The sequence below is a fragment of the Rhizobium terricola genome (genome assembly GCF_012927355.1).
Taxonomy (GTDB): Bacteria; Pseudomonadota; Alphaproteobacteria; order Rhizobiales; family Rhizobiaceae; genus Allorhizobium; species Allorhizobium terricola.
In genome coordinates, this window is record NZ_JABBGK010000004.1 from 228490 (window position 1) to 244825 (window position 16336).

Sequence of the window (16336 nt, forward strand, 5' to 3'; positions counted from 1 at the left end):
TTGGGGACAGCAGGCGAAAAGCGCTTGAACATCCGCCGCCAAACGCAGGAATAATCTGACATCGCAGCCTTTCCAAACTGGGGAACAACATGGCGAACAGCGCGCCACGCAACTGCCGCGTCGGGGTCGACATCGGTGGAACTTTCACGGACATCGCCCTGGATCTCGACGGAACCCTCCACTCCACCAAGATCCTCACCGACTACACCGCCCCCGAGCGCGCCATCCTCGCCGGCGTGAAGTCGGTCGCCACGACGGCAGGCATCGCCCTCTCGGACATCGACATCCTGATCCATGGCACCACCCTTGCCACGAATGCGCTGATCGAACGGCGCGGCGCAAAAACCGCCTTCATCACCACCGAGGGCTTTCGCGACGTGCTGGAGATGCGCACCGAGAACCGGTTCGAACAATACGACCTGAACATCGCCTTGCCTCCGGCCCTCATCGCCCGAGCCGACCGCCATGTCGTTCGCGAACGCATCGACGCCACCGGAAAGGTCCTGCTGCCGCTCGACGAGGCATCCGTCGCGGCAGTCGTCGAGCAGATCGCCGCCGGCGGCTACGAGAGCGTCGCGATCGGCTTGATCCATGCCTATGCCAACGGAGACCACGAGGCGCGCGTTCGCGCAGCCCTTCTGGAGCGCCTCCCGCACCTGTCGGTATCGATCTCCTCCGAGGTCTCCCCGCAGATGCGCGAGTTCGAGCGCTTCAACACCGTTTGCGCCAACGCCTATGTCAAGCCGGCGATCAAGTCCTACCTGGACCGCCTCGTCGTCTCGCTGAAGGAAATCGGCGTCGGCTGCCCGGTCTTCATGATCCATTCCGGCGGCGGCATCGTCTCTGTCGAAAGCGCATCGGAATTCCCGGTTCGCCTCGTTGAATCAGGCCCGGCCGGCGGCGCCATCTTTGCCGCCGACATCGCCCGCCACCACGGGCTCGATACCGTACTTTCCTTCGACATGGGCGGCACGACCGCCAAGATCTGCCTGATCGAGAACCAGGTGCCGAAGACGGCCAAGACCTTCGAGGTCGCCCGGACCTACCGGTTCCGCAAGGGCTCGGGCATGCCGATCTCCATTCCTGTGGTCGAGATGGTCGAAATCGGCGCCGGCGGCGGCTCGATCGCCAGCGTCGATGCCATGCGCCAGATCCGTGTCGGCCCGCACAGCGCAGCCTCCGAGCCCGGTCCGGCCTGCTACCAGCGCGGCGGCACCAGGCCCACGGTGACGGATGCCGACCTCATCCTCGGCAAGCTCGACCCCGACAACTTCGCCGGCGGCGCCATTCCTCTCTCCATAGAGGCAAGCCGCAGCGCGATGACGAACGAGATCGGCAGCGTCATCAATCTCGATGCCGAGGCCGCCGCCTACGGCACCTGTGAAATGGTCGACGAGAACATGGCGAATGCCGGCCGCGTCCACGCCGTCGAGAACGGCAAGGACATTTCCGACTTCACGATGATCACGTTTGGTGGTGCCGGTCCGCTTCACGCAGCGCGCCTCTGCGAGAAGATGGGCATCTCGACCTTCCTCGTCCCTCCGGGTGCAGGCGTCGGCTCGGCGATCGGCTTCCTTAAGGCGCCGTTCGGCTACGAGTCCGTCCGCAGCGCCGTGTTCAGCCTGTCCCGCTTCGATGTGGCCGAGGCCAACCGGCTGCTCGCGGTGATGCGCGACGAGGCGATGCGCTTCGTCGAGGGCGGACTCGAAACCGCAGACCCCGTGATCGAGCGCACGGTCTTCATGCGTTATGCCGGCCAGGGCTGGGACATTCCGGTATCCCTGCCCTTCGGCGAATTCGACGCCGCGAGCGCTGCAAGGGTGGTCGAACTTTTCGAGCAGGAATATGCACGCTTCTTCGGCCGCGCGATCGAGGGTCTCGAAATCGAGATCGTCAGCTGGTCGGTCAAGGTCAGTTCACCGCTGGCCGAAGTGACCCGTGTTCCGCCGGTTGCCGCCGGCGCCGTCGTCGAGCCGCCCCTGCGCCGCAAGGTCTTCGATGCCGCAAGCCATGTCTATCTCGACGCCGGCATTCACAACCGCACCGACCTAAAGCCCGGCGACGTCGTCAACGGCCCCGCCGTCATCGTCGAGCGGGAAACCTCGACCCTGCTCACATCCTCGTTCAAGGCAATCCCGCAGAACGACGGCTGCCTTCTCGTAACCCGCCGCTGAGGACCCTGCCATGAACCAGTCCATGATCGACATCCATATGCAGGTGATGTGGAACCGGCTCATCTCGGTCGTCGAGGAACAGGCCCAGACGCTGATCCGCACGGCGTTTTCGACCAGCGTACGCGAGGCGGGCGACCTGTCCGCCGGCGTCTTCGACCTGAAAGGACAGATGCTCGCCCAGGCCGTCACCGGCACGCCCGGCCACGTCAACGCCATGGCGGAATCGGTCGCCCACTTCATCAACGACATCGGCCCCGACAACATCTTCGAGGGCGATGTCTATATCACCAACGACCCCTGGAAGGGCACCGGCCACCTGCACGACATCACGATCGTCACTCCGTCCTTCCACCGCGGCAAGCTGGTCGGTTACTTCGCCTCCACCGCGCATGTTGTCGACGTCGGCGGTCGCGGCTTCGGTCCCGATGCGCGCGAAGTCTATGAGGAAGGACTGTTCATCCCGATCATGAAGTTCTTCGAGCGCGGTCAGGTCAACCGGACTCTGGTCGAGATCGTCAAGAACAACGTGCGCGAAAACGACAAGGTCGTCGGCGACCTCTACGCGCTCGCCGCCTGCAACGAGACCGGACACCGCCGCCTCGTCGACATGCTGACCGAGTTCAACCTCGACGACCTCGGCATGATCGGCTCCTTCATCCTGAAGCACAGCCGGGAAGCCACGCTGGAGCGCCTGCGCAACCTGCCGCACGGCTCCTGGTCCTACAGCCTCGATCTCGACGGCTATGACGAGCCGGTGAAGCTCGCCGCGAAACTGACCATCGGCGCGGACGGCGTCGTCGTCGATTTCGACGGCACCTCGGGCATGAGCAAGTTCGGCATCAACGTTCCGCTCGTCTATGCCAAGGCCTATGCCTGCTACGGCATCAAATGCGTGGTCGCGCCCGAGATCCCCAACAACGCGGCGTCGTTGGCCCCCTTCGACGTCGTGGCGCCGGAAGGCTGCATCCTCAACGCCAAGCGCCCGGCACCGGTCGCCGTGCGCCACGTGCTCGGCCATTTCGTTCCGGATCTGGTGCTCGGCGCCCTTCACCAGGCATTGCCCGGCCAGGTGCCGGCAGAAGGTGCGAGCGCCCTTTGGAACCTGCACATGAGCGTCCGTCCGGTCGCCGACCAGATCGGCGGCAAGGGCGCGGAAATCCTGATGTTCAATTCCGGCGGCACCGGCGCCCGTCCCGCGCTCGACGGCCTCAACGCCACCGCCTTCCCGAGCGGCGTGCACACCATGCCGATCGAGGCGACGGAAAATGTCGGCCCGATCATCGTCTGGCGCAAGGAGCTTCGCGAAGGTTCGGGCGGCGCCGGCGCGCAGCGCGGCGGCCTCGGGCAGACCATCGAGATTGCCGCCGCGGAGGGATACAGCTTCCGCTTCTCGGCGATGTTCGACCGTCTCGGCCATCCGGCCCGCGGACGTGACGGCGGTGGCGCAGGCGCGGCCGGCTCCGTCTCGCTCGACGACGGAACCACACTCCGGGGCAAGGGCCTGCAATTCGTGCCGGAGGGCCGCAAGCTGGTGCTGCAGCTTCCCGGCGGCGGCGGTTACGGCAACCCGGCCGAGCGACCCGCCGCAGCCGTCGACCACGACCTTGCACAAGGTTACATCACCGCCGAACAGGCAGCGGACTATGGAGCCGCGAAGAATTCAGGACCGAAAGCATGACCGTCACGTTCGAAAGCGCCCGCGCCGCCAGCATCAAGTCCTCGCCCTCGATGGCCGTATCGATGGCGGCCAAGGCCATGCGTGCGAAGGGTGAAGACGTCATCGACCTTTCGCTGGGCGAACCCGATTTCGACACGCCCGCCTTCATCGTCGAGGCGGCGATCGAGGCGATGCGGAGCGGCAAGACGCGTTACACCAGCCCCGACGGGCTGCCGGAACTGCGCGCCGCGATCGTCGCGAAGTTCAAGCGCGAGAACGGCCTGGACTTCGAGATGGACGAGATCTCGATCGGCAACGGCGCCAAGCAGATCCTGTTCAACGCCTTCCTCGGAACGCTCGAACCGGGCGGCGAAGTGATCGTGCCGGCCCCCTACTGGGTGTCCTACACCGACATCGTCATCCTGCATGGTGGCGTGCCGCGGATCGTTCCCTGCGGCGTCGAGGAGGACTTCAAGCTCACACCTGCGAAACTCGAGGCGGCGATCACGCCGAGAACCCGCTGGTTCCTGTTCAACTCGCCGTCCAACCCGACCGGTGCGATCTATTCGGCCGCCGAGCTCGTGGCCCTCGGCGAGGTGCTCGAACGGCATCCCCATGTCTGCGTGATGTCGGACGAGATCTACGAGCACATCGTCTGCGGCGACGTACCCTTCGTCTCCTTCGGCGTCGCCTGCCCTTCGCTGCGGGGGCGGACCCTGATCATCAACGGCGTCTCCAAGGCCTATGCGATGACCGGCTGGCGGCTCGGCTATGCGGCCGGTCCGAAGAGCCTGACGAAGGTGCTCAACAAGATGCAGTCGCAGAGCACGACCTGCCCTTCCTCGATCTCGCAGATCGCAGCCGCCGCCGCGCTCAACGGCCCCCAGGATTTCGTGACGACCGCGGTTGCCGAGTACAAGGCCCGCGGCGCCCTCGTCGCGAGCGGCTTTGCCGCGATCCCGGGCCTTGACGTGCGCGCGCCGGAAGGTGCCTTCTACCTGTTCCCGAAATGCGAGGCCTATATCGGCAAGATGGCTCCCGACGGAACACGGATCGAGACGGACACGCAGCTGGCGAGCTACCTGCTCACCGAGGGCAAGGTGGCAACCGTCCCGGGTGCCGCCTTCGGTGTCGAGCCCTATATCCGCCTTTCCTTCGCGACCTCGCGCGAAAATCTCTCCATTGCGGTCGAGCGGGTCGGCCAGGCCCTCTCCAAGCTCAGATAACCGGTTTCAAGGATTGCTCCCGTGACTGACTTTCAATGCACGCTTCTGACCGGCGCGGCCGGCGCCCTCGGAACGCAACTGCGCCAATCCGGAACGAAGCTCGGCAAGACCGTTCGCCTTTCCGACCGCCGGCCTTGCGAAAACCTCGAGGCCCACGAAGAGGATTTCCCCCTCGACCTGTCCGATTTCGAGGCTGTCTCGAAAGCCGTCAAGGGTTGCGATGCGATCGTCCACATGGGCGGCCAGCCGCTGGAGGGACCGTGGGAGACGATCCTCAACTCCAACATCGTCGGCGGCTACAACATCTATGAAGCCGCCCGCCAACACGGCGTGAAGCGCATTGTCTATGCAAGCTCCGTGCATGCCATCGGCTATTACGAGCGCACCGAGACGATCGACGGCACCGTGCCGACCCGCCCGGACAGCCTGTACGGCGTGTCGAAGACCTTCGTCGAAAACCTCGCCCGCTACTACTTCGACAAGTTCGGCATCGAGACGGTGTGCATCCGCATCGGCTCGAGCTTTCCCGAGCCGACCGATCGGCGCCATCTGATCACCTGGCTCTCCTATGCCGATTGCCGCCAACTGGTCGAGAAGTGCCTGTCCGCGCCCCGCGTCGGCTTCATGATCGCCTACGGCATGTCCAACAACAGCGAGGCCTTCTGGGACAACCGGACGGCCGCCGTGCTCGGCTACAAGCCGCAGGACAGCGCCGACGACTACCGCGAAAAGGTCTTCGCCTCGACGACGCAGGGCGACCCGAACGATCCGGCCGTGCGTTTCCAGGGCGGCAGCTTCTGCGCTGCCGGACATTTCGAAGACGAGAAGAAGTGAGGCAAGAAATGCAGGCCTCAAAGTCTTCCTATGATGTGGTGATCGTCGGCGGTGCCGTCGTCGGCAGCTCGGCCGCATTTTTCCTGGCGTCCAATCCCGATTTCAAAGGCTCGATCCTGGTCATCGAGAAGGACTGGACCTATGCACGCTCGGCAACGGCGCTGTCGTCGAGCTCGATCCGGCATCAGTTTTCCAATGCCATCAATGTGCAGATCTCGCAATTCGGCACCGAATTCATCCGCGAGTTCACGAAGCATGTGGCGGTAGACGGAGACGCCCCGGAACTCGGCTTCCACGAGAACGGCTATCTGTTCCTCGCCGGCGACGCTCGCGGCCGGGCCGTTCTGGAGCGAAACCATGAAACGCAGGTCGCCTGCGGCGCCGAGATCACGCTGCTCGAGCCGGAAGCGCTCGGCCAGCGCTTCCCCTGGCTCAACCTCGATGGCCTGACCCTCGGCAGCTACGGCGAGCGCGGCGAAGGCTGGTTCGACAGTTCGGGGCTGATGAACGGCTTTCGCAAGAAGGCCCGTTCGCTCGGCGTCGAATATATCGAGGACGAGGTGGTCGAGATCACCCGCGAGGGCGACCGGATCGTCTCCGTGACGACGAAGGGCGGCCAGACGATCGCCTGCGGCACGTTGGTCAATACGTCGGGCACCCGCGGCAAGAAGATGGCGCGGCTCGCCGGCCTCGACATCCCGGTCGAGCCGCGCCGCCGTTCCCTCTTCGTCGTCAGCTGCAAGACGCCGCTTCCTGGCGTCGTCGGCCTCACCATCGATCCGACCGGTGTCTTCTTCAGGCCGGAAGGCCAGTTCTACCTGATGGGGACCTATCCGAGACATGATCCCGAAGTGGATCCGGAAGACTTCGACGTCATGCATGCGGAATTCGAGGAAGAGATCTGGCCGATCCTCGCCGAGCGCGTTCCGGCCTTCGAGGCGATCAAGGTGGTCAATTCCTGGGCCGGTCACTACGACTACTGCACGCTGGACCATAACGTCATCCTCGGACCGCATACGGAGGTGAAGAACTTCCTGTTCGCCAACGGCTTCAGCGGCCATGGCCTGCAGCAGTCGCCGGCCATGGGCCGCGGCCTCAGCGAACTCATCACCTACGGGACCTTCAGGACACTCGACCTCTCACCCTTCGGGTACCAGCGGGTCGTGGCGAACGAGCCGTTCCTCGAAGACGCCGTCATCTGACACTCAAATCTGGGGATCCCCATGGAAGCGACCAGGACCACCCGCACCGGCGGGCAGGTGCTCATTGATGCACTCAAGATTCACGGCGTGGATCGCGTCTTCTGCGTGCCGGGTGAAAGCTACCTCGCCGCGCTAGACGCGCTGCACGACGCAGCCGACGCGATCGACCTGGTCGTCTGCCGCCAGGAAGGCGGGGCGGCCTACATGGCCGAGGCGCACGGCAAGCTGACCGGCAGGCCCGGCATCTGCTTCGTGACGCGCGGCCCGGGCGCCACCAACGCCGCCGTCGGCGTGCACACCGCCTTCCAGGATTCCACCCCGATGCTGCTGTTCATCGGCCAGGTCGCCCGCGACCAGGTGGAACGCGAAGCCTTTCAGGAACTGGATTACCGCCGCGTCTTCGGCCAGATGGCCAAGTGGGTCGTCGAGATCGACGACGCCGCCCGCATCCCGGAACTCGTCAGCCAGGCATTCCATCGCGCGGTCAACGGTCGCCCTGGCCCGGTCGTCGTCGCCCTGCCCGAGGACATGCTGACCGATCTGGTGGATGTCGCCGACACCCCCGCCTACAAGCGGGTCGAGGCCTATCCCGGCCCCGGGCAGCTGGACGAATTGCTGGTACTGCTGAAGACGGCCAAGCGGCCGATGGTGGTTGCCGGCGGTGGCGGATGGACGTCACGGGCCGTCGCCGATCTCCGCGCCTTTTCCGAAGTCTTCGCGCTTCCGGTCGCCGCTTCCTTCCGCTGCCAGGACCTCTTCGACAACACGCATCCGAACTACGCCGGCGATCTCGGCCTCGCGGCGGGGCCGAAGCTGATCCAGCGCATGAAGGACTGCGACGTGCTGATCTCGATCGGCGCACGGCTCGGCGAGATGACCACCGGCGCCTATACGCTGATCGACATTCCCGTGCCGAAGCAGGCGCTGGTCCATGTGCATCCGGGTTCGGACGAACTCGGCCGCGTTTATCATGCGACCCTGCCGATCAACGCCGGCGTCGGCGCCTTCCTGTCGCTGGCGAGCCGCCTGACGCCCGACGCAGCGCCCGCTTGGAAGGATTGGACCGCCGCGGCCCATGCCGACTACCTGGAAAATCTGAAACATCCCCAGACCCCCGGCGACGTACAGATGGGCGACGTCATGGCCTGGCTTCGCGACCATCTGGCCGAGGATGCGATCCTCACCACCGGCGCCGGCAACTACTCCGCCTGGGCGCACCGCTTCTACCAGTATCGCAGCTTCCGCACGCAGCTTGGACCGACCAACGGCTCAATGGGCTACGGCGTCCCGGCGGCGATCGCCGCCAAGCTCGCCGACCGTAACCGCACCGTCGTCGCCTTCGCAGGCGACGGCTGCTTCCTGATGAACGGCCAGGAACTCGCGACCGCCGTCCAGTATGACGCCGACGTCATCTTCCTCGTGATCAACAACGGCATGTACGGCACGATCCGCATGCATCAGGAGCGCAGCTATCCCGGACGCGTCTCCGGAACGCAGCTGACCAATCCGGATTTTGCCGCCCTCGCCCGCTCCTACGGCCTGCACGGCGAGACCGTCGAGAAGACGGCAGACTTCGCCGAAGCCTTCAAGCGGTGTGAAGCCTCCGGCAAGCCGTCGTTGATCGAAGTGAGGATCGACCCCGAGGCACTGACGGTGAAAATGAGCCTCTCGCAGATCCGCGACCAGGCGATTGCCGCCGGCAAGTAGGCCAAAAGACGAAACGCCGCCCGGACAGCCGGGCGGCGGAAAATGCAGCGGTCGTGCGGGTCGCGCAGACTATTCCGCGACTTCCGCGCTCGCCGGCTCGTCGAGCATGGCGCGGTAGCGGTTGAGGCTTTCCTCGAGATGGGCGGCAAGGGCGCTCTTGGCAGCCTTCGCATCGCCCTGGGTGATCGCCGCAAGGATTGCCGCATGCTCCTTGTTGATCTTCTTCAGATAGCTCTGGTGGGTGCGCGCCGACTGGCGGTGCTTCAGAACCAGATCGAAGCTGATCTCGCCCATCACCGCTTCGAGAAAGCGGGGGAAATGCGGGTTGCGCGTCGCCTTGGCGATCGCCAGGTGAAACTCGAAATCCGCCTGGGCTTCGACTTCGGCGTCGTCGCTGTCGAGGTTGTCCAGGTGATCATAGGCGCGGGCGATCTCGGCCAGCGCCTCGGGCGTGCGGCGGGTAGCGGCAAGCGCAACGGATTGCATCTCGACGCCCAGTCGCAGCTCGAGGATCTGCATGGCTGAGCGGATGTCCTCGATCCGGCTGATCTCGAAATTGAGCGTCTTTGCATCCTTGTCGGTGACATAGACGCCCGCCCCCTGGCGGGTGATGACCCGTCCAGCAACCTTGAGCGAGGTCAAGGCTTCGCGGATCACCGTCCGGCTCACGCCGAATTCCTCGCAAAGCTGCGCGCTTGACGGTATCTTCTCGCCCGGTGGATAGAGACCGGAATCGATGCGGGAGGTCAGCTGCGCCACCACGATCTCGGCAAGGTTGCCGCGCTGCGTAATCACGGACACTGTCGGTCTCCCCTTCTCTCCCGGATGGCACCCGCCATCACATATCACATATCATGCCACAAGCGACAGGGAACCGGCACCGTCCGGTATCAGTGCGTTGAGAACCTGCAGCGGATGCCGCGGAGCCCGTCCCTCCATCAGCTTGACCTGGGATCGGCAGGAATAACCCGTCGCCATGACGTCGTCGCCTCCCGCGGCGCCCTCGAGGGCGGGCTTCCAGCTGAGCGTATAGATCTCCTCCGAAAGCGCCCTGTTGCGAACCTCGTGCCCGAACGTCCCCGCCATGCCGCAGCAGCCGACCTGCGCCTCGACGACCTCAACGCCCCATCCCCGGAACAGGGCGATCCACTGGCGCGCCGCGGCCGGAACCTGGCTGCGTTCCGTGCAGTGGAGAAAGAGCCGGAAGCGCCGCTCGCCGACATCGGCAATGCGCGGCCGCAGGGTTGCAGCATGGAAGGAGAGCCATTCCTGCGGAAGCAGCACGGGCGGCAGTGTCGCAACGCCCGGAAGCCGCGTGTACTCACCGCGATAGGTGAGCGTCATCGATGGATCCAGACCGACCAGCGTAACCCCCGGCTGACCGATCGCCGCCAGATAGGCCGCGTTGCGCGCCGCCTGTTCCTCGAACCGCCGCAGATAGCCGTGAACATGCAGCGCCTTGCCGTTGGGTCGCAGCTCAGACACGAAAACGATGAAGCCCAGCTTACGGGCGAGATCGACCGCATCGAGCACCACCTCGCCGTCGAAATGGCTGGTGAATGCATCCTGCACGAAGACCACGGCGCGGTTTCTCTCGCTCGCGGAAAGGTTCGAGACAAGCTCCGGCGTCGCGAAGGCCACGCCGCGCCGCCGAAGCTCTCGCTTCAGGGACAGGCGCCCGAGCGTCGGCATCGCAGTGAGGCCGGCCCAGCCCATGAGGCGACGCCCGACGCCGCTCCCGACGAAGGCGTTGTAGGCGGGCCACACGGAACCGAGCCAGGGCAACAGTTTTTCGATCGACGCGACCAGCGGATCCTTCACCGGGCGCAGATAGCGACCATGGTAGAGCTCGAGGAATTTCGCCCGGAAGGCCGGCACATCGACCTTGACCGGACATTGGCCCGCACAGGCCTTGCACGACAGGCAGGTGTCCATCGCCCTGCGCACCTCGTGGGAAAAATCGTCACGGTTCGCTGGGCTCAGCGAGTTCCATGCCCGCGCAAGAAATGCCGACAGGCCGCGCGTCCAGCGTATCTGCTCCGTTTCCGCCCGCGGATCGATGCCGGCAAGGGCAAGCAGCCTCAGCCATTCGCGCAGCAGCGACGCCCTGCCCTTCGGCGAATGGCGGCGATCCCGGCTCCCCTTGTAGGACGGGCACATCAGCGATGTCTCGCTGAAATCGAAGCAGGCTCCGTTGCCGTTGCAATAGGCGGCATTGTCGAAGGCGGCCCGGATCTCCGCGCCGATCGCGCGATCGAGGGCACCACGCAGCGGAACCGTATCGATCCGCTTCAACTCTCCCTCTTCCGGCAATGCGATCTTGCCCGGATTGAGCTGGTTGCGGGGATCGAAAGCCCGCTTGATCTCCTGCAGGCACGGATAGAGCGGTCCGAACACCTCGGGCACGTATTCCGACCGCATGCCCTTGCCATGCTCTCCCCAGAGCACGCCGCCATGTTTGCGCGTCAGCGCCACGACGGCGTCGCTTACGCGGCGGACCAGGCGTTCGTGTTCGGGCCGGGTCAGGTCGAGCGCCGGCCGCACATGCAGCACGCCCGCGTCCACATGGCCGAACATGCCATAGGAAAGCCCTTCTGCGTCGAGAAGCGCGCGGAACTCGCGGATATAGGCCGCGAGGTTTTCCGGCGGCACCGCCGTGTCTTCGACGAAGGCGACCGGCCGCGTCGGTCCCTCGACATTGCCAAGCAGGCCGACGGCACGCTTGCGCATGGTCCAGATCGCCTCGACCGCCTCAGGCGTCCGGGCGACCGTGTGCCCGCCACGACCGGCAAGCGGCAACGCCTCGAGCCCTGCGAGCACGGCGGCAATCTTTTGCTCGATCTCGTCCGCATCTTCGCCGAGCACCTCGACGATGTTGATGCCGTTGGAGAAACCCTGCCCGTCCGCCGGGAAATAGGCGGCGATCTCCGGCCAGACATAGTCGCCCCTGGCGAGGCCGAGCACCGTCTCGTCGACCGTCTCCACCGAAGCCACCTGCAGCGCCACCAGGTTGCGGGCATCTTCGAGCGCGGCATTGAAATTCGAGTAGCGGATGTTGATCAGCGCCGCGCAGGTCGGAATCGGCAACAGGTTGAGCTCGGCCTCGGCGATCATCGCCAGCGTACCCTCCGAGCCGCAGAGCACGGCATTGACGTCGAGCCCACCGCCCTCCGTCCGCAGATGTGCCAGGTCATAGCCGGTGAGATAGCGGTTGAGCTTCGGAAAAATCTTCTCGATCGACGCGCGATTGTCCCGCTCGATGCGGTCGAGTGTCCGGCAGATCTCGCCGACACGGCCGGTTCCGGCCATTGCCGCTTCGAGCGCCTGCGGATCGAGCCGCCGCGACCACCATTCGCAGCCGTCCGCCAGCACGACCCGTAGCCCAAGCACATGATTGCTGGTCTTGCCGTAGATGCAGGATCCCTGGCCGCACGCATCCGTGCTGACCATGCCGCCGATCGTCGCCCGGTTGGAGGTCGACAGTTCCGGCGCAAAGAACAACCCGTGCGGTGCGAGCGCCCGGTTCAGCTGGTCCTTCACGACGCCGGCCTCGACACGGGCCATCCGGCGGACGGGGTCGATCTCGAGGATCCGGGTCATGTGGCGCGAACAGTCGACGACGAAACCGTCGGTCAGCGACTGGCCATTGGTACCGGTGCCGCCGCCCCGCATGGTCAGCACCACGCGAGCGAACTCGGCGCGCGAGGCAACCCGCGCAATCGTCCTGAGATCGTTGCCGTCGCGGGGAAAGAGAATGCCGACCGGCTTCACCTGGTAGATGGAGTTGTCGGTGGAGAAAACCGTCCTTGCCGCCTGATCGAGCTCGATGTCACCGCGAAATCCCTGCTCTGCCAGGCACTCGACGAAGTCGGACCGCGGGAGAATTTCGTGGGATGGATGGGCGAGCCGGGGTATCATCGACGGGTCCGAAAAGAGATCGCGAGCTGCTTGAAAGTTGGCACATAAGTGATAACATACCATTCAAACAACGCAATCGGCACGGAGAATTAAAGTGAAAGACCAGACTTCGGTCATCGTCGGCGGCGCATCGGGACTGGGGCTTGCGACCGCAAAGCTCATGGTCGCTCATGGCGCGGCAAAGATCGGTCTCATCGACCGCAACGAGGCGCTTCTCGCCACCTCCGCGGCCGCACTTCGCGATCTCGGCGCCGAAGTGGCGACAGCCACCGCCGACATTGCCGTCGGCGAAAGCGCCCATCGCGGTTTTGAATCGATCGTCGAGCAGCTCGGTCGCGTGCATTCACTGGTGAACAGCGCGGCGATCTATCCGCGCAAGCCGATCCTCGAGATCACCGATGCCGACTGGGATCTGGAAAACGCGATCAACATCAAGGGCACCTATCACATGATGGTGGCCGCCGTTCTGCACATGCGCCAGTTCGTGGATCTGCCCCATGTCAGCGGCCGCATCGTCAACGTCACCTCGGTCGACGCGTTCAAGGCCCATCCGCAGAACGCCCATTATGCCGCCACCAAGGCGGCCGTCGTCAGCCTGACCAAGTCCTTCGCCCAGGAATGCGCAAAGGACCAGATCCTGGTCAATTCAGTGGCGCCGGCAGGCTTTGCGACCGACCGCGCCAAGGAACTTGGCTTCCTGCCGGAACTGGCCAAGGCAAGCGCGCTTGGCCGGGCCGCCGAGCCGACCGAGATGGCCGAGTGGATCGTCATGATGGCGTCGAGCCGCAACACCTATGCGACCGGCGAAAACGTCGTGATCAGCGGGGGCTACATCTATGTCTGAGGTGCGCGCCTATCGCACCGCCGTCGTCACCGGCGCGACCTCCGGCATCGGCCAGGCGACCGTGGTGAAGCTTCGCGAACTCGGGCTGGAAGTCTACGCCATCGGCCGCAACGAAGCCACGCTTGAGAGCCTCGCCGCCGACTGCGGCGCGGTTCCCGTCCGTGCCGATGTCCGTGACACGGCGGCGATCGTCGCGGCTCTCGCCGGCGTCGAGGTCGACATTCTCGTCAACAATGCCGGGATCCTCTCAACCCGGGCGACCTTCCACGAGATCGATCCGGCCGAGATCGACGCGATGATCGACATCAACCTGAAGGCGCCGATGCACCTGACCCGCGCCTTCCTGCCCGGCATGGTGAGCCGCCGGCGCGGCCATCTTATCTACATCGGTTCGAGCGGCGGGCAGGCACCCTATCCGTCGATGGCGGCTTACGGTCCGTCCAAGGCCGGCCTCAGCCTCTTCTGCGATGATCTCCGTTGCGACCTGCTCGGAACCTCGGTTCGCGTCAGCGAGATCGTCCCGGGCCGGGTTCAGACGGAGCTCTACCGCACCGCGATCGCCGACAACCAGGCGAAGGCCCTGCTCTATGACGGCTATCGCCCGATCCAGCCGTCACATATCGCCACGATCATCGCCAACGTGATCGAACTGCCGACCTTCGTCGACGTCGCGCGCGTCGAAGTCTTCCCGACCGACCAGGCGACCGGTGGCGGCTCGATGGTCAAGCACGAAGGCTGAGCCGGACAGTTCCGCCCCTTTCGGGCATCAGCCGGAACCCGTCCCCGCACCTGAAAACTTCAGGCGGCGACGGGTTTCCGATGGGCTCTCGCGAAAATGCGCACGGTAGCTTCGGGCAAAGGCCGAGGCGGAGTTGAAACCGGTGGCCGCCGCGACATCGGCAAAAGCCAGCCGCGTCTCGATCACCTTGCGGCGCGCCGCATTGAGCCTGAGTGCCAGATAATGCACATGCGGCGGAACGCCGATCGCGGCCGTGAACAGCGACTGCAGTCGGCGCTCGCTGACCCCGACGCGCCTTGCGAGCCGCACGAGCGGCAGAGGCTGCTCGATATACTCCTCCATCACCCGCATCGCCTGGCTGACGCGGGGATCGGCAAGACGGATGCTGCCGGTCGAGGGCATCGCGGTCGCCTCGCCGCTGACACCGCCCTGCTCATAGATGAACTGGCGCGAAACCTCGAGCGCGAGCGAATATCCATGCCGGCGGCGGATCAGTTCGAGCATCAGGTCGAGCGTCGGCAGCGAGCCGCCCGTCGTGATCCGCTTCCCGTCGATCACGAAGCGTTCCCGGACCGCGCGGATCTGCGGATAGGCGGCGGCAAACTCCTCGTAGTCCTCCCAATGGGTGGTGGCGCTGAAATTGTCGAGGAGTGCGGTGTCGGCAAGCAGCCATGAACCCGATTCGATGCCCGCCATCATGGTCCGGTGACGGGCGGCTCTCGCAATCTGCATCTTCAGCCCGGAGGTCGCATAGCGCCGCCAGTTGTGGCTCGACAGCACGAAGAGCGGAGCACTGTCAGCGTCCGGCCGGAACGCCCCTTCGACCGGGATCGGGATCTGGCTCTTGGTTTCGATCGGCTGGCCGTCGGGGCTGAAGATGCGCCAGCGATAGAGCTCCAGCCCACTCACCCGGTTGGCGACGCGCAGCGGCTCGATGACGGAGGCGACCAGGATGAGATTGGTCTCCGGCACGACCAGCAGATCGAGCAGGGTCGATGCCGGGCTTTGGTCGCTCATGCGCATTGATCTCCATCAATTTCTGATAATGTACAAAAGATATCCGATAATGCAAAGCATTGCCAGAAATTCTGCCCCGTAATAGCGCTAACAAACGAGGGAGAACCGATCGTGCCTTTAGCCATGAACCGCGATGTTTTCATCACCTGCGCCGTCACCGGGGCGGGCGACACGACCTCCAAGTCGCAACATGTGCCCATCACTCCGAAGCAGATCGCCGAGTCGGCCATCGATGCGGCCAAGGCCGGCGCGGCCATCGTCCACTGCCACGTGCGCGATCCGGAAACCGGCGCTGCAAGCCGCCGCAACGCACTCTACAAGGAAGTGACCGACCGCATCCGATCGGCCGATGTCGACGTGGTGCTGAACCTCACCGCCGGCATGGGCGGCGACCTTGTGTTCGGCAATGTCGAGGCCCCCTTCCCGGTCAATCCGAACGGCACCGACATGGCCGGCGCGACCGAACGCGTCTCCCACGTCGCCGAATGCCTGCCGGAAATCTGCACGCTCGACTGCGGCACGATGAACTTTTCGCTCGGCGACTACGTGATGACCAATACCCCGTCCATGCTGCGCACCATGGCCAAGATGATGACCGATCTCGGCGTACGCCCCGAGATCGAGGCCTTCGACACCGGCCATCTCTGGTTCGCCAAGCAGCTCGTCGAGGAAGGCCTGATCGAGGATCCGGTGCTGATCCAGCTCTGCATGGGCATTCCGTGGGGCGCGCCCGACGACCTCAACACCTTCATGGCCATGGTCAATAACGTGCCGTCGAATTGGACCTTTTCCGCCTTCTCGATCGGCCGCAATGCGCTCGCCTATCCCGCGGCCGCCGTGCTCGCCGGCGGCAATGTCCGCGTCGGCCTCGAGGACAACCTCTACATCGGCAAGGGCCAGCTTGCCACCAATGCCCAACTGGTCGAAAAAGCCGTCGGGGTCGTCGAGGGCATGGGCGCCCGGATCATCGGGCCGGCCGAGGTGCGCGAGAAACTCAAGCTGGTTAAGCGCTGACGCA

The 16336-nt window shown here is 64.9% G+C and carries 12 protein-coding genes; 9 read left to right on the top strand and 3 right to left on the bottom strand.

What is annotated here, in order from left to right:
* The first annotated feature begins 89 nt into the window (after positions 1–89).
* From HHL25_RS18600 to HHL25_RS18625, 6 genes are read left to right on the top strand one after another with little or no spacing between them, the layout of a single operon-like run.
* Positions 90–2174, top strand: coding sequence for a hydantoinase/oxoprolinase family protein (locus tag HHL25_RS18600; RefSeq protein ID WP_169594468.1), 2085 nt, complete (start codon positions 90–92; stop codon positions 2172–2174).
* Between the two features lie 10 nt (positions 2175–2184).
* Entirely contained in the window at positions 2185–3852 is a 1668-nt protein-coding gene (locus tag HHL25_RS18605) for a hydantoinase B/oxoprolinase family protein (RefSeq protein WP_169594470.1), read from the top strand.
* The gene (locus HHL25_RS18610; protein WP_169594472.1) at positions 3849–5057 is read left to right on the top strand and encodes a pyridoxal phosphate-dependent aminotransferase; all 1209 of its coding nucleotides are present in this window, start codon (positions 3849–3851) and stop codon (positions 5055–5057) included. Before HHL25_RS18605 ends, HHL25_RS18610 begins: the two co-directional genes overlap by 4 nt.
* 21 nt (positions 5058–5078) lie before the next feature.
* Positions 5079–5891 carry an NAD-dependent epimerase/dehydratase family protein gene (locus tag HHL25_RS18615; RefSeq protein ID WP_169594475.1) on the top strand — a complete coding sequence of 271 codons (813 nt, stop codon included), beginning with the start codon at positions 5079–5081 and terminating at the stop codon, positions 5889–5891.
* Positions 5892–5899: 8 nt separating this feature from the next.
* A complete protein-coding gene (locus HHL25_RS18620; protein WP_169594477.1) occupies positions 5900–7093 on the top strand; it encodes an NAD(P)/FAD-dependent oxidoreductase in 1194 nt (397 codons plus the stop codon).
* Positions 7094–7114: 21 nt separating this feature from the next.
* Positions 7115–8800 carry a thiamine pyrophosphate-binding protein gene (locus HHL25_RS18625; RefSeq protein WP_169594479.1) on the top strand — a complete coding sequence of 562 codons (1686 nt, stop codon included), beginning with the start codon at positions 7115–7117 and terminating at the stop codon, positions 8798–8800.
* Between the two features lie 69 nt (positions 8801–8869).
* Here the strand turns inward: HHL25_RS18625 and HHL25_RS18630 are convergent, their stop codons facing one another.
* Together HHL25_RS18630 and ydiJ are read right to left on the bottom strand one after the other, a co-directional pair.
* Complete coding sequence (locus tag HHL25_RS18630) at positions 8870–9601, bottom strand: FadR/GntR family transcriptional regulator (RefSeq protein WP_169594482.1); 732 nt, start codon at positions 9599–9601, stop codon at positions 8870–8872.
* A 51-nt stretch (positions 9602–9652) separates the two neighbouring features.
* Complete coding sequence (gene ydiJ / locus HHL25_RS18635; protein WP_169594484.1) at positions 9653–12718, bottom strand: D-2-hydroxyglutarate dehydrogenase YdiJ; 3066 nt, start codon at positions 12716–12718, stop codon at positions 9653–9655.
* 94 nt (positions 12719–12812) lie between these two features.
* Between ydiJ and HHL25_RS18640 the strand changes: the two genes are divergently transcribed.
* Both HHL25_RS18640 and HHL25_RS18645 read left to right on the top strand, forming a co-directional pair.
* Positions 12813–13562: an SDR family NAD(P)-dependent oxidoreductase gene (locus tag HHL25_RS18640; RefSeq protein WP_169594486.1), complete on the top strand. Its 750-nt coding sequence runs from the start codon at positions 12813–12815 to the stop codon at positions 13560–13562.
* Positions 13555–14301 (top strand): SDR family oxidoreductase, encoded by a 747-nt coding sequence (locus HHL25_RS18645; RefSeq protein ID WP_169594487.1) that lies wholly within the window; start codon positions 13555–13557, stop codon positions 14299–14301. The genes HHL25_RS18640 and HHL25_RS18645 overlap by 8 nt, the downstream gene beginning before the upstream one ends.
* Positions 14302–14328: 27 nt before the next feature.
* Here HHL25_RS18645 and HHL25_RS18650 read toward each other — a convergent pair whose 3' ends face one another.
* Positions 14329–15318 (bottom strand): GlxA family transcriptional regulator, encoded by a 990-nt coding sequence (locus HHL25_RS18650; RefSeq protein ID WP_169594488.1) that lies wholly within the window; start codon positions 15316–15318, stop codon positions 14329–14331.
* A gap of 111 nt (positions 15319–15429) precedes the next feature.
* Here HHL25_RS18650 and HHL25_RS18655 point away from each other — a divergent pair, with 111 nt between their 5' ends.
* Positions 15430–16332: a BKACE family enzyme gene (locus HHL25_RS18655; RefSeq protein ID WP_169594489.1), complete on the top strand. Its 903-nt coding sequence runs from the start codon at positions 15430–15432 to the stop codon at positions 16330–16332.
* Positions 16333–16336: the final 4 nt, after the last annotated feature.